10 protein-coding genes and 1 pseudogene are annotated in these 15,378 nt (G+C 51.6%); 1 reads left to right on the top strand and 10 read right to left on the bottom strand.

Annotated features, from left to right (window positions below; translation table 11 throughout):
- Positions 1–195: 195 nt before the first annotated feature.
- The 8 genes from A3844_RS19015 to A3844_RS18980 form a co-directional block, all read right to left on the bottom strand.
- Positions 196–1,137, bottom strand: a complete 942-nt coding sequence (locus A3844_RS19015) for a hypothetical protein (RefSeq protein ID WP_074108210.1) — start codon at positions 1,135–1,137, stop codon at positions 196–198.
- 30 nt (positions 1,138–1,167) lie between these two features.
- A complete protein-coding gene (cysK, locus tag A3844_RS19010; protein WP_074100526.1) occupies positions 1,168–2,088 on the bottom strand; it encodes a cysteine synthase A in 921 nt (306 codons plus the stop codon).
- Positions 2,089–2,301: 213 nt separating this feature from the next.
- The gene (locus A3844_RS19005; protein ID WP_074108209.1) at positions 2,302–2,745 is read right to left on the bottom strand and encodes a flavodoxin domain-containing protein; all 444 of its coding nucleotides are present in this window, start codon (positions 2,743–2,745) and stop codon (positions 2,302–2,304) included.
- Positions 2,746–2,888: 143 nt separating this feature from the next.
- Positions 2,889–3,473: a TetR/AcrR family transcriptional regulator gene (locus A3844_RS19000; RefSeq protein WP_074108208.1), complete on the bottom strand. Its 585-nt coding sequence runs from the start codon at positions 3,471–3,473 to the stop codon at positions 2,889–2,891.
- 183 nt (positions 3,474–3,656) lie between these two features.
- Positions 3,657–7,532 (bottom strand): galactose-binding domain-containing protein, encoded by a 3,876-nt coding sequence (locus tag A3844_RS18995; protein ID WP_074108207.1) that lies wholly within the window; start codon positions 7,530–7,532, stop codon positions 3,657–3,659.
- A gap of 552 nt (positions 7,533–8,084) precedes the next feature.
- On the bottom strand, positions 8,085–9,779 hold the full coding sequence (locus A3844_RS18990; protein ID WP_074108206.1) for a methyl-accepting chemotaxis protein: 1,695 nt from the start codon (positions 9,777–9,779) through the stop codon (positions 8,085–8,087).
- Positions 9,780–10,022: 243 nt separating this feature from the next.
- Complete coding sequence (locus A3844_RS18985; protein WP_074088474.1) at positions 10,023–10,718, bottom strand: Crp/Fnr family transcriptional regulator; 696 nt, start codon at positions 10,716–10,718, stop codon at positions 10,023–10,025.
- Positions 10,719–10,835: 117 nt separating this feature from the next.
- Entirely contained in the window at positions 10,836–12,371 is a 1,536-nt protein-coding gene (locus A3844_RS18980) for a DUF4153 domain-containing protein (RefSeq protein WP_074108205.1), read from the bottom strand.
- Between the two features lie 112 nt (positions 12,372–12,483).
- Between A3844_RS18980 and A3844_RS18975 the strand changes: the two genes are divergently transcribed.
- Entirely contained in the window at positions 12,484–14,157 is a 1,674-nt protein-coding gene (locus A3844_RS18975; protein WP_074108204.1) for an ABC transporter substrate-binding protein, read from the top strand.
- A 90-nt stretch (positions 14,158–14,247) separates the two neighbouring features.
- Here A3844_RS18975 and A3844_RS18970 read toward each other — a convergent pair whose 3' ends face one another.
- Both A3844_RS18970 and A3844_RS33510 read right to left on the bottom strand, forming a co-directional pair.
- Positions 14,248–14,739, bottom strand: coding sequence for a DinB family protein (locus A3844_RS18970; protein ID WP_074088471.1), 492 nt, complete (start codon positions 14,737–14,739; stop codon positions 14,248–14,250).
- Between the two features lie 76 nt (positions 14,740–14,815).
- Positions 14,816–15,046, bottom strand: a pseudogene (locus A3844_RS33510) (hypothetical protein); the annotation flags it as partial.
- Positions 15,047–15,378 lie beyond the last annotated feature (332 nt).

Raw genomic sequence — 15,378 nt, 5'->3', positions numbered from 1 at the left:
TGTCCCCTCCCCTTTCTTAAGGATTACATTAGCATTCTCCCGCTAACCCGGGCATGACTCTTTAGGGCTATGACTAGGCTGTAAATGTTACAAAAATAAGTATTTAAAATTCCATAAAAACAGATGCGGCTCGCGCCACATCCGTTCATTCCGTATATTATCCATTCAATCCGCCGTTCACTGCTATTGAGCGGTCTACAAAGGCGAAGTGTACCGGCTATACCGCACATCCATTTCCTTCAGGTCTGTGCCCTGCTGAAGAAGGAAAAACGAATTCACACCTTCCGCTCCCCACCAGTTGATACCCAGTGCCACACCGGTTGCTGTCCTTGCCGCAAAAAGCAGTGAGAACATCTCCGGGAGGATTTCGCCTCCGTCATCGACGCGCCAGACTGAATAATCATCTTCCTGAATGACAGCAGGATAGTCCGCGAAGCTGAGCTCTGCATTCTTTTGCAGAACCAGACTAAAGAGCATATTCTTATCCTGTCTAGCGAACTGAACCAGATACAAATGCAGCTCTCCGGACGGGTCTGACGAAGCCGACAGGTCTGCCAATTTCCAGATCGATTGAATCTTCCGCTGCTTACGCGCCAAGATTTCCTTCCGCACCGGATGATCGGCTTCCAGCTGCTGCGGCTTGTCTGCTGCCGGCTCTACCTTAAGCAGCGACCCGGGAGCAAATACTGCAGAATCTGCCAAGTAGTAGGTTTCATCTGATGAGGCACTGCCTTCCTCAACAGTAAAAACATATCCGGACAGATTGGCAAAATTATTCGCCAGATCTCTGCCGTTGCTGTTTGCGGTGCCACGCTGCCACTTCTCAAATCTCACGGTGAGTAACTGACCGCCTTGACCAACAGCCATATTTAGCGATTTCATTTCCGCCAGCTTGCTGTCATCTTCCGATGCCGCCAGGATGCGCTTGCCTGTAAGGTCTGCAAACCCGAATCCTGCGTTCAGACTCGCGGGATCTAGTGTTGCCGTTGGTGACGGCTGCACTGGCGGATCGCTCTGTTTTGCCGAGGCTGCTGGTGACGTCCCCGGGTTACGCCCGTCCGTAGAGTCCGCTTCCTGCAAAGAGCATCCGGTGATCAGCAGAAAGACCATTACAGCAATCCCAAGCCGCTTCAGCATTGAAGTACCTCCCAGACCAGTCATTATCATTTAAAATATACCCATGCTCAGGTAACGTTCACCTGTGTCGGGAGCGATGCACAACACCCGTTTGCCGGTCCCCAGCCGCCGTGCTTCCTGCAGCGCCGTCCATACCGCCGCTCCACCGGAAGGCCCAATCAGGATTCCCTCTGTGCTGGCCAGGCTTCTAACCATTTCCAGTGCATCCTCATCGGAGACCTGGACAATTTCATCATATACCCCGGTATTCAGAATCGCAGGTACGAACCCCGGGCTGGTTCCCACCAGCTTATGCGGTCCGGGCGTTCCGCCGGAGAGCACCGGCGAGCCCTGCGGCTCCACTACAACAATGCGGATATCCGGCAGCTGCTGGCGCAGCACCTCTCCGGTGCCCGTAATCGTGCCTCCCGTCCCTGAGGTGGCTACGAACACATCGAGCCGTCCATCCATTTGGGCCATAATCTCCGGGGCCGTTGTGGTCCGGTGAATATCGGGATTCGCTTTGTTCTCGAACTGCTGCGGAATGAAGCTATCCGCGATTTCCTTACCCAGCTCCAGTGCCTTGGCAATGGCTCCCGGCATCCGTTCCGCTGCAGGAGTCAGAACAACTTCCGCTCCATATGCTTTTAGAATATTGATCCGTTCCTTCGTCATATTATCCGGCATTACCAGTATGGCTTTGTAGCCTTTGGCCGCGGCATTCATGGCTAGTCCGATGCCGGTATTTCCGCTCGTCGGCTCGATAATCGTACCGCCCGGTTTCAAGCTTCCGGCAAGCTCGGCCTGGAGAATCAGATTATAAGCTGCGCGGTCTTTCACGCTGCCGCTCGGGTTGAACATTTCCAGCTTCACGTACAGCTCGGCATCCTGAGGCCCGGTCAGACGGTTCAAGCGGACCACCGGCGTATCGCCGATCAGTTCCGTAATATTGTTGACTACTCGGGATGACATGGATAAGCCTCCTCATTACTTGTGCTATTTATCACCCCATTGTAGCGCTCTAAGGCGGCTCTTGTCGATTGCCTGGAGCAAGGCTTCAGAGGAACGGAATATTTGTATACTCCCGCTTGTGAGGTACGGATAGATATATTATAGCCTGCATCAGGCTTCCCGCCCGTATGCACTGCGAAGTCAGACTGCACCCATCCGCTAGAAGTCACCGCTTCATTGCTGCAAGTCCACAAGACCCTGTGCAAACTGCCGCGCACGTTTCAAATCGTTCTCATCGGGATGTCCTTTTTTATCCAGATTGAATCCGAGGGGACTGAACTCACCGGAGCAGTTGAACTCTGCTACAATGGTGCAGCCCTTCAACTCAAGCTTTTCTGTGATCAGCTGTTTCTTTTTAAATTCTCCGGACCCGGATGTGCAAAAAATAAATACTTTCTTGTCTGTGGCAGGCATTTTCCGGATGAATTTGAATAGCTTGTTATGAAGTTTGGATGCATAAATCCCTGAACCAAAACCGATCAGATCATAACCTTCCAGCACCTCCGGCCGGACATCCTCCACCTTCGCCACATCTGCGTTCATAACCTCTGCCATCACCTTGGCCAGCTTTTCCGTATTCTTTCTGTGGACCGACTTGTAGATAATCAATGTTTTCATAAGTGCACCTCTCTCTTCAAACCTATATTATATAATATGAATGAACTTAAAATTATTCATTCATTTATAGAAAAAAATAATGCGCATGAAGCTTAAGCTGCATTCACCCGCATGGTTCATCTTCTCACCCGTGTTCATTTCATTTATTCCGGTACCTCTGTCAGACCTTTCATCACAAACTCGACAAAGTAATCCAGGATATGCGGAAAATGCTGTATGCCAATCTCCTCTTTGTGGATATCGATATAAGGAATGGCACTGAGCAGCGCGTGTATCAGATCATCGTCCAGATCAGCTCTTATTTTGCCTTCTGCCTTCCACTTCCTAATCAGCTCGAGCGTACCACTGTTCGTGAATTCATCAATGCTCTCGATGCCGCCTTTTTCATAAAATTCCTTCTCCAGCTTGCTGAAAAGCTCCCGGTTGTACCATTCCTTCAAAATCGGATTCGAAATCATGCCGCTGTAATTCAGAGCCATAACTTCCTTCAGCAATTTCACAGGCTCATCGTCCGGGTTCACCGTCTCCATGATGCTCTGCTTCAGCTTCTCATTTTCTTTCAGATAGATCTCTATGAACAGCTTCTCTTTCGAGGCGTAATAATTGTAAAAGGTGCCTACTGCCACCCCGGCCAGCTTCGTAATATCGGACACATTGGTATCCTTGAAGCCTTTGGAGCTGAACAGCTCTTTTCCGCGATTAAAAATCTCCGTTTTTTTGTCTTCCATGGATGTAAACCCCCAAGATCTTGAATGAATATAAATATATTCATTCGAATTGTAGCATAGCAATCTCTTACTTTCAAGCTGGGGGTCTGGAGATAGGATGTTTTTAGTTGGCAGGCAACAACCGCCTCTTTCATAAAAGAAGAGACGGTTGTGTCTGGAACTAAAGCACCTCTATAAACCGGACTACGGATTAACGGTGATCGTAAAGGTAGACGTCGTATTTTTAATTGGCGTCACGGTGTTCGTGATCTTTAGATTATTGAAGACTACCGAGCCCACAGCCGGGCCTTGGCCGGGCTCAGCCGATTCGTTGGCCCAGATGCCTACACCCGACTTGGCGTCAAAAGCGTCTCCGCTCTTTTGCGCGCCGGAAATGGTAATGTTCGTGAAGATCGTATCGGCTACCGGGAATTGCGGCGAAGAACCGACATAGTTGGTTTGGAACATGATGCCATGGTAGGTCGGATCAATAATATCGACATCGCTTACCCTTATACCCTGGAAGATCTTTGAGGCTGAGAAGACCCAAATGGCCGGGAAGGTCTGGGAGCCCCAGAAATGTCCGCCTGCCCGGACAATCGAAATATTCTGGAAATCCGTTGTCGGTGAAGCCCCAAACCCGTTCATCGGATATCCGAAGTCTAGCGAGCTGATCGTAATCCCGGAATAGCAGAGTGTGTCGGCAATGTAAATGTTGCGGAAGGTGTTGGCATAGCCGCCATAGACCGCCACCCCGGCTGCACGCCAGGTCAGGATTGAGGTCAGATTCTCATACACATTATCCCTCATATCAGAACCGCCGGAATCAATCGCCGAGAATAGCGCAAAGCTGTCGTCGCCCGTAGCCCGGGCTTCATTGTTGGAGACAAGATTGTTCGTACTGCCGTTAGTCATATTGATGCCGTCGGCAAAGGTGTTGCGGATGCGCGAGTTTCGGATCACCATGTAGTCGGTGTTCGCGCCCCAATACATACATACCTGATGTTCGGTCCAGATGTTGTCGATCGTAATGTTCGATACATTGGAGAAGTCGAACACTTTGCCGGGACCGTCGATCCGTGAGGTATAGTTGCCGAAATAGGCAAAGTTGGCAAAAGTGGACCCGTTCGCAGAAGCTTCCGCCCGGAAGCCGACATCTGTGTTATCCTGGTTAGCCGGTGCCATGAAACGGGTATACCAGGGTCCTGCGCCAATCACCTTCACAGCCTTGCCATACACCTGAAATTTGCTCGCTGTCTGATATGTTCCGGCAGGGAGATATACCCCTATAAGGCTGCCGGTAGTGTCCATCCGGACTTTGTCGAGCGCATTCTGCACATCCTGGTGCGTGAACCCGGCCGGAACAGTGTATCTGGCCGGGTCCGGGTTGGCAACCGGCGATACCTGCTCCAGACTGATGAAGTCAATCGCATACTGTGAGGTGTTCGCAGCATCCTTTTGCAGGCGGATCGTGCTTCCGGCCGGAATCGTGCTGTCGAACATCATATTGGCTTCGTCATAGATGTGGCGCGGCGAGCCGGCGCTTGGCGAATTGCCGGGGCTGGTCTCCGAACCATACAGCCAGGCGTATTTAGAGGTCAGACTGATGGCCTTCGTGAACGCCCCGTTGACATACACGTTCAGCGTAGCATTGGTTCCATCGCCACTGGCCGAATCGGGAATGGAAAAACGGGTGACGAGCGTGTTCGTGCTGGCTTTGGTGGTGAATTCCACATAGCTGCCTGTCGAGTTCAACGTAACAGCTCTTCTGCCCGAGGCTTCACCTGCCAGATCGCCGATATTACGGTTCGGTGCAAGCTTGACAGCTCCACCACCAGTCACTCCGTCCTCTGCCTCATACATGTCGTAAGGCATGTTAGCCCCGCGGCCGATGTACAGCGGTTGAGTCTGGATATTGTTCGCTCTTTTTACTGCAAGCTCATTGGCATCTGCGGCAATTTCACTCTTCACTGTGTATTTACCGTTTGCAGCCGTCCAGGTGCCAAGTGTAACCGGTGTTGTCGTAGCTCCGCTGGCAATGGCCCCGCTGTAAGAGCCGGTCAGTGTTTTGACGACGGTATTCGTTGCAGTATCCGTCACGGTTAGCGTAAGGTTATGCGCCCCACTGGAGGAAGCGGCTGTTCCCTGGTTTTTGATAGCGATCTGGAAGGTTACGGTATTGCCTCCGGCCGGATTGCCCGGCGTCCAGCTTACCGGAGCAGCGATCAGATCCGAGCTGGATACCGGATTCACTGTAAGGGAAGAAGGATTCGTGTAGCTGTTATTCCCCTCATTGAGCTCGATGACCGCATTGCTCTCATCAACCTTGGCGCTCAGCGCATACGTTCCTGCATCCTTAGCACCAATGTTCAATGACACATTGCTTGAAGCGCCGGCGGCCAGAGAACCGACCGGCGCGGTTCCTACCAGGGTTGTGCCCAGGTAGAAGCTGACATTTGTCGCGGCGGAAGCAGCGCTTCCGGCGTTTTTGACAGCGGCAGTTAATGTAATGGAGTCTGTCTCAACCGGAGCAGACGGCGACCATGACATTGATGTTACAGTCAGATCCGGATTGGCTGCCGGAGTACCGATAATCTGTAGTTCAGCCACCTGTCCGGCACTTGAACCGGAATTGGTAGTGATTTTCAGCTGAAGCTCACTCACCGTGGCAGTAACCGGAATGGTCACGGAATTACCATTAGCCGGATTAAATGTATACATAGCTGCTTGAACCAGACTCGTGAAGGTGGAGGCTGCCTGATTATGCCCGAGCACCTCAATCGTTTGGGTACGTGTAGACCAGGTGGAAGCGGGATTCAGCTTTACGATAACCGAGGTCACACTGGCATTAGCACCAAGATTGACGCTCAGAGTATTGGGATAGCTTCCGCCCGCACCTTCCCAGTAAGTTGCCACATCGCCGTCATTGGCATTTGTTGGCACGAACGTATAAATGGAGGAAGACGCATTAATGCTTTTACCAACAGCCAGATTGGACCCCGGGCCTGTGCTTGGTGTGGCTGTTGGCGAAGCAGATGGCGTTGGCGTTGGTGTTGGTGTCACCGCTGGCGTTGCCGTAGGAGTCGCTGTTGGCGTTGCTGTAGGAGTCACCACTGGCGTTGCTGTAGGAGTCGCTGTTGGCGTTGTGGTGGGTGTGATTCCCGGCGTAAGGATCAGTTGGTCCAGATTTACGTTGCCGGAATCCGTAGGATCATATTTGTAAGCAATCGTATTGGTTCCGGCAGCTAAGCTGAGTGTTTCCACTTTGGTTGACCAGGTATCCCAATTCGCCAGATTATTGAGCGAAGTCTGCTTGACCTTTGTGCCGTTAACGTACACACTGAGCGACTTGGTGCTGCCCGAGGCATTGGCGTATCTCAGGGCGGCGTCGTAGCTGCCTGCAGAAGCGGCTGTAACCGTAAAGGCTGTGGATGCTCCCTGTGTAAGATATCCATCAACAAAAGCTGATCCGGTATAGCCGCTGTGGTCGGTATTGGTTTTGGCTCCGCCGGATAATACTGCTGCTTCCGCTTCATAAGTCCCGTTAGGGGAAGCCGACGCGCCGTACACCTCGAATTCTGATACTTGTGCCGCCGGCCAGCCTGTATTCGCGGTGAAATTCACTTTAAGATAGCGGGCTGTGGCAGTCGTGAAATGAATGGTTACCGTGTTCGAGCTGCTGGAAGGATTGAATGTGTAGCTGGCTGAGGCCGCAAGATCGCTGTAAATGGAGTCATCGGTGCTGCCCTGAACCGAAAGCGTTTGCGTTCTTGCCTCCCAGGAGGCCGGGAGCTTTAGTACCACCTGATTCACACTGCTGTTTGCGCCAAGATCCACTTTGATCCATTCGGGAAAAGCATTACTGGCGCTCTCCCAATACGTTCCCTGATTGCCGTCATTTGCGTTTGATGCAATGTACACATCTCCGACTGAACTTGCCGTAACCGTCTTGCCTGCTGCCAGATTCCCCGCCGCCGAGCTGACAGCCGGAAACAGCGCCAGCTGGCCTACGAACAGAACTGCGACCAGGCAGTACACGAGAAATGTTTTTCTGGCAGATGCTTTATTTCCTGTTAACATGGACAACCACCTCCCATAATTATAGGACCCGTCAAAAAAGTATGCGCTTACAAAAATTCCTTTTAGGCTTGGCCTTCTTCCTGGATTTCACGTCCCTCCCCTGTTGTAGATAATCTGTTAATTAGCCAGTTATCTGTTCTCCTGCTCCCTGGGAACCCTGCAGACCACAAACCGCAAGCACAAGACATATTGACCGAGCCTGGAGACTCCCCCTAATAACTAACTAATTATGGTAATAATATAAGATATCGCTAGATTTTGATCGAGGGCTTATTCTATGAATAATATGTGCAATAGTACGATTCGTGGGTATTCTGATGATATTATTACAGCCCCAGCAGCTCACGGAGTTCTGCAAATGTACTGACAATGGCTATATGGGAATGGTTCATTCGGTACTTTCCAGACAAAAAAAGAGCCCCGCCGTCTCCGACAGGGCCAAGGTCTATTATAAGGGGGGTCATAGGATGACTATAACCTCTGAAGCTTAAATCTATATGAACAGGAGATAAAGCTTTGCTGAAAAAGGTGTCCTACTGTGATACATAGATGTTATACATTGAACCGGGCGACCAATCCTTGCAGCCCTTGAGCCATTGAGTTCAGGACACTTGCGGAGGACGCGATTTGCTCTACCGATGCCATCTGTTCCTGCGAAGCGGCAGACACCTGCTGGGTACTAGCCGCAGTAGTCTCAGAAATTTGCACTACAGTGCGGATAGACTCCACAATTTCTTCAGTAGCTGCTGTAATTTCTTCCACCGCTCCGGAAACTTCCTGCACCTGGCCCGCCAGGGAATCGATAGAAATGCGGATTTCGCCAAAGGATCTGCCGGCTTCTTCAATAACCGCCGTCCCTCCCTGCACCTCGCTCATGCTGTTCTTCATGATCTTCACCGCATCGTCGGCATCGGATTGAATGCCGGCTGCCATCACGGCAATGAGATTGGCTGATTCACCGGACTGCTCAGCCAGCTTGCGGACCTGATCCGCGACCACAGCGAAACCGCGCCCCTGCTCTCCGGCCCGTGCCGCTTCAATCGTTGCGTTCAGTGCCAGCATATTGGTCTGCGAGGCAATGCCTTTGATAACATCGACAATGCTGGCGATCTCACGCGAACGGCCCACAAAGCTCAGCACCTGCCCGGACAACGTCTGGATGGAATGATTAATTGAAGCCATTTGCTGAACTGCCGCCTGCAGGGATTTATCACCGGCAACAGCGTATTCGCTTGAACGGATCGAAGCTTCAGAAATATCCTGCACACTGGAGGCGATCTGCTGAATGCCAATGGACATCTCTACAATCGTGGTCATATTGGTCTGCAGATCATTCATCTGGCGTTCATTGCCGGAGGCTACCTCACCCATAATACCTGCGATCTTCTCTGTAGTCTCGGCAGTCATTCCACTGTCGGAGGTAAGTTTTATGGAGGAAGCTGCTAATCCGCTTGCCGATTCTGACACCTGCCCAATCATTACTGCCAGATTATCCGTCATCTTGTTGAAGTTCATCGCCAGCTCCCCAATTTCATCCTTACTCCGCACCGAGAGCTTACGGGTCAAGTCAGCATCGCCTTCAGCAATTTCCTGCAGCTGCACGTTGACACTGCGGAGCGGCTTGAGGATCCGCGCCGACAAGAGCAGTGCAATTACTGCGGCCAGCAGCACGGACAATCCTGTCACGCTCAGGCTGACATCCATCGCGAAGCCGCGGTGATTGTCGGCTTCACTCTGTTTCTTCTGGATTTCTTCGGTCAGCACATTCTGAAGCACCAGCTGGGAATCAATAACTTTATCCAGGGAGAGCGTTGTGAACGCTTTTTGGGCTACAGGGAAATTCCCCTCCTTCGCTTGTGCGAAGGCACTATCCAGCACCGTCAGATAATTAGTCCATTCATTCTGCAAATTGGTAATTCCGGATTGCTCTGCTTCGCTAAGCCCGGTGGCCTGGAGTTCCTTAACCGCCGCTGTAATTTCAGGAATCTGAGCTTCATAGCTGCTAAGGTATGTCTTCCGTTCCTCATCCGTGTTGCTCATCACATACCTTGCTGCCAGCCCGTCGGCTGTGCGGATCTTGTCCGTCAGCCCCTGTACCAGTGACAGCTTGCTGTAATTGCGGTTAATCTGATCCGTCAGCATGCTGACCTTGCTTTGAAAGAAGGTATTGCCGGCAATAGCGACAAGAAACACAATAATGACTGCGGCAAAGCCGAATAATATTTTGGCGCGTATCTTGGTGAACATAAGTATTCCTCCGTATCTGTATGTACTTTTGGGTTGGCTGCAATGGTGATCCGTTATGTAGAGCTTAATCGTTATGACGGTCTCTCTGCTCTCCTTCCTTTTGCTGAAGTTAAGTATTTCCTGATACGTCCATCCTACTTCTCCAAGCTTAAATGAAACTGAAGTAAGGCTAAGAGTTGTCTTAGTTTCCTTTACAACAAAAAACCGCCCCTCCTGCCCTAGCGCAGGAATTGACGGTTTGGATTATTCATACAGATTGCCGTTCGCCAGCAGAGCCAGCTTGTTCTGATCCAGCACACTGAGGCTTCCTTTTCTGCGCTCAATGATACCTTCCTCTACAAAACGGCGCACGATCCGGTTCAGATGCCGGTAGCTGGTTCCGAGTAAATCCGCGGTTTCAGCAAGTGTAGCTGTACGGATCTCTTCCACGCGCTGGCCGCCGCTGTCTGCAAACAGGGACAGCAGATAGCTGGCAAAGCGGTTTTCCAGCGGATATAGCAAATTCAGCGCCGTAGTCTGGCCAAGCGTATACATTTTGTGGCTAAGCTCTCCTACCAGATAACGCAGAAGTACGGTATTTTGCTCAAACTCCTTAAGAACCAGCTCGCGTCCGGCAACCAGCAGCAGGCTTTCGTCCACCGACACCACTTCATTCTTGACCGGATATTGCCGCAGCAGCTCCACATCCCCGATCAGCGACATCGGTCTCGCAAAACGCACCAGCAGCGATTTTCCGTTGGGCAGCAGTGTATGAATCTTGAGCCTGCCCTGCACCAGAATATACAGATGCTCCAGGTGGTCACCCACTGAACAAATAGCCTCCCCGTCACTGTACCGCCGCAGCTCCATTCCGGAAATCGCCCCGCTGCTGAATATATCTTTCAGACCATTTTGCCCGGCCAGAGCACTGACCTGATCACGGTCTGCAATCCACTGCATCAGCCGCTTCCTCCCCACCTCTGTCACGAATGAACTAAATGTAACACAGCAGCGGAGAATCAGCCAACACCCGGCTCACAACATAATGAAGGTATCTTTGCATCTTGGCGGATCATTCTACTTGTCAAAGTAATGCTCCAGGGCCCGCTCGGCACGGAACTTCGCCACATTGAAGGCTGGCCATTTCCGCTTGGTTGTCTGCTGACCTTCCCACTTTTCGCGGAGGACCGCATCCAGCTTGCCATTCTCCTGCTTATTGAAGCTGATCAGCAGCGGCAGGACGTCCGGTGACAGCCGGGATAGATAGCTGGTGTCAAGGACGCCGCTCTTCTGATAGCGCTGGATATTCTGCTTGGCGATAATATGATCCATGCCGATATAGTTCACCAGTACATAGGATAGCAAACCTAAGGCGAGACAGCACTGCGCGAGCGGGAACTGCACCCGGCTGATCCGCACCGCTGCTAACACCAGTAACAGTCCGAGGAAGATCATAAACGCATGCACCAGAAACCGGATATACGTGTAGCCATAAGCCTCTTCATACAGCATCAGCCGGGAATAGGCAGAATACAGCATGATTACAGAACAGAGTACGAGGATATAGAGCAGAATATGAACAGTTGTACGCAGCAGGCTTCTCTCCGGGCGATCCGAATGCAGGGACAGCAGCAGCAGAACGAAGTTGATCGAAGTCACTAGAATCAGCTCCAAAAAACCGCTCCGCGCATAATCGGCATACGTGCTGCCCTGCGGCAAGATGCCATCCCAGGCACCGAAGAGGTAGGAAAATTGTACGCTGACGAACAGCACATACACCGTATTGATGACGGTGAGAATGGTAGTAAGGATCACCGGGTCCACTTTCAGCGCCAAAGGCTCAGGAAGCAGCTCCAAGGCAGAATCCGGGACAGGCAAGATTTCCATATTCAGCTCCGGCTTAGGATTCCATATATACACCTTGTGATCGACAAAGCCCCAGAGGAGGCCGAACATGCCCAGTCCCAGCAGGATCACCCACAGCAGACGCGCAATCCCTTCGCCAAAAGAAATCCGGGCCAGCATCTGCGGGAATTTCGCCAGCATTTCATGGAATACCCCGTCTGCCGAGGAGAGCAGTGAGGTTACAATCAGCAGCAGCGGTAAAGAGATTCCCAGTCCGATTAACACCTTGATCAGCACTTGCTTCCGTTCGTCTTTAATTTTCTCCCCGCCGAAGATTCTGCGGATGATCTGTGGAGCTGTTCCCCAGTGCCGCAGACTTTGGGCAAAAAAATGCTCAGCAGCCGCCCCTATAATCCCGATCCTGCTCCAGGAGGGCTGCTTATAGCTCAGCATATAGGTCATATGTAATAAAATCAGCGCCGGAATAACCAGCAGATTCAGTCCGAAGAAAACCCAATTTGCAAATAACGCATAGGTCAAGGAAAGAAGCACAATTGCTCCGAGCCAGATATAGCTGACCACAGAAGGCTTGCGCAGCTTGTCTTTGGCAAAATAGAACACAAACCCGTAAAACAAACACACAAAGATCGGATAGGATACCCCTGGCACTGTACCGTAAAACAGATACTGGTTCAGGACCGCCAGCAGAAAAGCCGCCCCCAGAGCCTGGAGAGCCCGTTCCTGTTTCATTGCGGATGGATCATTCATGGTAAATACCTCCATCTTCTTACTTTCATATCCTGATTTTAGCTGATAAAATAAGAAGAAAAAGAGAAAGAATATACGGTTTATTTCCTATTTTAAAAAGGAGACCCGACTCATGAAGCTGCACAGCCAATTTCTGATGCTCCACTCGCACCATGGAGGACCCGCTGAAATCTCTATTACTCTGGATGAGCTGGCCGCAACCTTTAACTGCACTCACCGCAATGCGCTCCATATTGTTCATAAAATGGCGGGGCAGGATTGGATCACCTGGACCCCCAGCCGCGGCCGGGGAAAACGTTCAAAGCTGGTGTTTCTTGTGGAAGCAGAGGACATTGCCCTGCAGTCTATGAAGCAGGCCATCAGCAGCAAAGACATTGGAAGTGCGATTGAGGGTATACGCGGACATGCAAGGTCCTCCTCGCTTCAGGATACGCTGCAGGGCTGGCTGCTAACCTATTTCGGACATCATTCGGAAATCCGCAGCAATAAGGTCATTGATACACTGCGGCTTCCGGTCACCCAGAAGCTTCACACCCTGGACCCGCTGTATATGAATCTGCTGGCCGAGTCCTTCGTCTCCAGCCATGTATTTGACGGATTAGTTGGAAGAAGCGGGGAACGGGGCATTGTTCCGGGCCTGGCCCACGCCTGGGATGTGAATGACAACCGCACTGAATGGACGTTTCATCTGCGGAAAGAGGTCCTGTTCCATCACGGAAAAGTACTGTCCGCCGAAGATGTGGTCTATTCGCTGCAGCGGCTGATGCAGACCCCACAGCGGACGCTTTACAGTTCTATTTTCAAGGAGATCACCGGGGTCGAAGCATTGAATACCACCACGGTGCGCATTGTGCTGCGGAATCCAAATGAGCTGTTTCTCCCGTTCCTCTGCACCAGCCGGGCGGCGGTGGTTCCGCGTGAGTTGGTGACTGCAACAGGGAGCGCCTTTGGCCGCAGACCGGTCGGTACCGGACCCTTCAAGCTGGTAGAGCTGAATGAGGATCTCTGCGTGCTGGAGGTATTCCCTTATTACTATCAAGGCCGGGCACATATAGACCGTGTGGAAATTCTTCATGTCCCGATCGGCAACGGGCAGATACAGCCGGATACGGTTTCCGCCTTTCATATTATTCACAATCCTTCGGCAGGGGACTCCTCTTCGTGGAGCCAGATTCATTCCGAATCCTGTGTGCGCAAGTTTGTCACCTGCAACACAAAGAAAAACGGACCCTTAAGCGATCCCCTGCTCCGTGCAGATATTCTGTCTTGCCTGAATGAAACAACACCAGCACCTGTCCCCGATTTCCAAGTCACGCAGCCAGGGGTTTTGCAAATTGCCACTATTCCGCAATATCTCGGGGATGCCGAGCATATTGCTTCCCGGCTGTTACGGCACGGGTATGCCTGCAACGTTTTGGCGGTCTCGCCGGAGGAATTCAAAGGTCCCGTGCGCCTGCAGGCCGATCTCATTGTCTTCTCCCTGCTCCGGGATCAGGACGAGCAGCTTCGGCTATTCGATCTGTATACGACGCTGTCTCAGCATGTGGATCCCGGGACAAGGGCGGATATTGAAGGCACACTGAACCTCATCTCAAGGGAGCCCGATCCCGCATCAAGAACTGGCAGCTTCACACGGATTGAGGACAAGCTGACAAGGGATCATCAGCTGTACATTCTGTACGAAAAGCCGGTGCAGACTGCATATCTCCCTTCCGTACGCGGTGTGACCTTCAACAGCCAGGGCTGGGTAGACCTTCGCCATCTCTGGTTTCCTCGCGGCATGTAAAACAGCCCCGGCGGAGGTTCCGCCGGAGCTGTTCGTTCGTGTGACTGTTGGGGTCAGCTTCCGGGACAACTTCCCGCTTGAGTAAGGCCTCTATACCTTGCCCGGGAGATTGTCCACAAGCCCTTTGCCGATTACATTGGCGGAAGGCGGTTTCTTACCGACCTCTCTGGCCCACACGGAGAGCTGACCGATATGATGAATTTCGTGGGCAATCATATGGCGCATGATCTCCCCCCAGGCATTGGCTGCCATCGATCCGTCTGGCTGCTGTTCCGTAAAGACATTCCGCTCCATCCCTTCATTCCAGCTCAATACAAAAGGCTCCACCTCCAGCCGGAAGCGTGCATCAAGCTCTCTCACCTTCTCCAGACTGCTGAACTCGGCAAAATCCTCCTGGAAATCAGGCTTGCCTACCATTCCCATGGTCCAGCTCCACTCCACATCGGCAATATGAAACAATGTCTTCAGAATTCCGCCAACCCCGCCAACCCGCGGCTTGAGCAGTTCCTCCTCCGTCAGGTCTTCACACCACTTGTACCACTCCTCCCGAACCATCCAGTTATAGCGGAAAAACGTCTGCATGAAATCCCTCCAATAAAAAGATATGAGAACGGCAAACAATTGTTAAATAGATCACATTTGTTTCCAGTTTATCACATCAGAGCAGGGATACGGGATGTAAAAAATACATATAGCCGACTTTACAGCCTACACAGCTATTTATTTCACCGATCACAATTGCAATCATGATCATGCCAAAGTCCGGAGCATAACCGGAGCCCAGGGTAGAGATCAGAAGTGGCATAGTCTTCGTCTCCGGGGGCTGCCGTACAATCAGCGGCCAGAGATAGTTATTCCAGCCCGACATGAAGGTAATGATGGCACCGGCAAGGCAATACCAAGCAGGAAAGACCTTTTTTCACAGTAGGGTAAGACGAGGGATTACTCCCTCGGACTCCCCGTCAAACCGTGCATGCGGATTTCCCGCACACGGCTTTCCTTCGTCAGTTCCCCATCTTCAGGAGTGAGTTTCCTTCATCCGTCGCCGGATTGCTTATTTCACTCCTGAATTAGGAACGTGTGGTGAGTAAGCTTGTTAGAAATACCATTCCGGCTGATTCCAGTACTTTGTTTGGTATCAGCCGGTTTGACACCGTAGATCTCTTTTTGCGCATAAAGGCTCGCACCCTCATTCGCGTCCATTGATCCAGACGTTCAAAC

Origin of the sequence: Paenibacillus helianthi, assembly GCF_001909055.1 — a bacterium.
Lineage (GTDB): Bacteria > Bacillota > Bacilli > Paenibacillales > Paenibacillaceae > Paenibacillus_AQ > Paenibacillus_AQ helianthi.
Note: the sequence above shows the minus strand (reverse complement) of the source record. Positions and strands in the feature narration are given on the sequence as shown.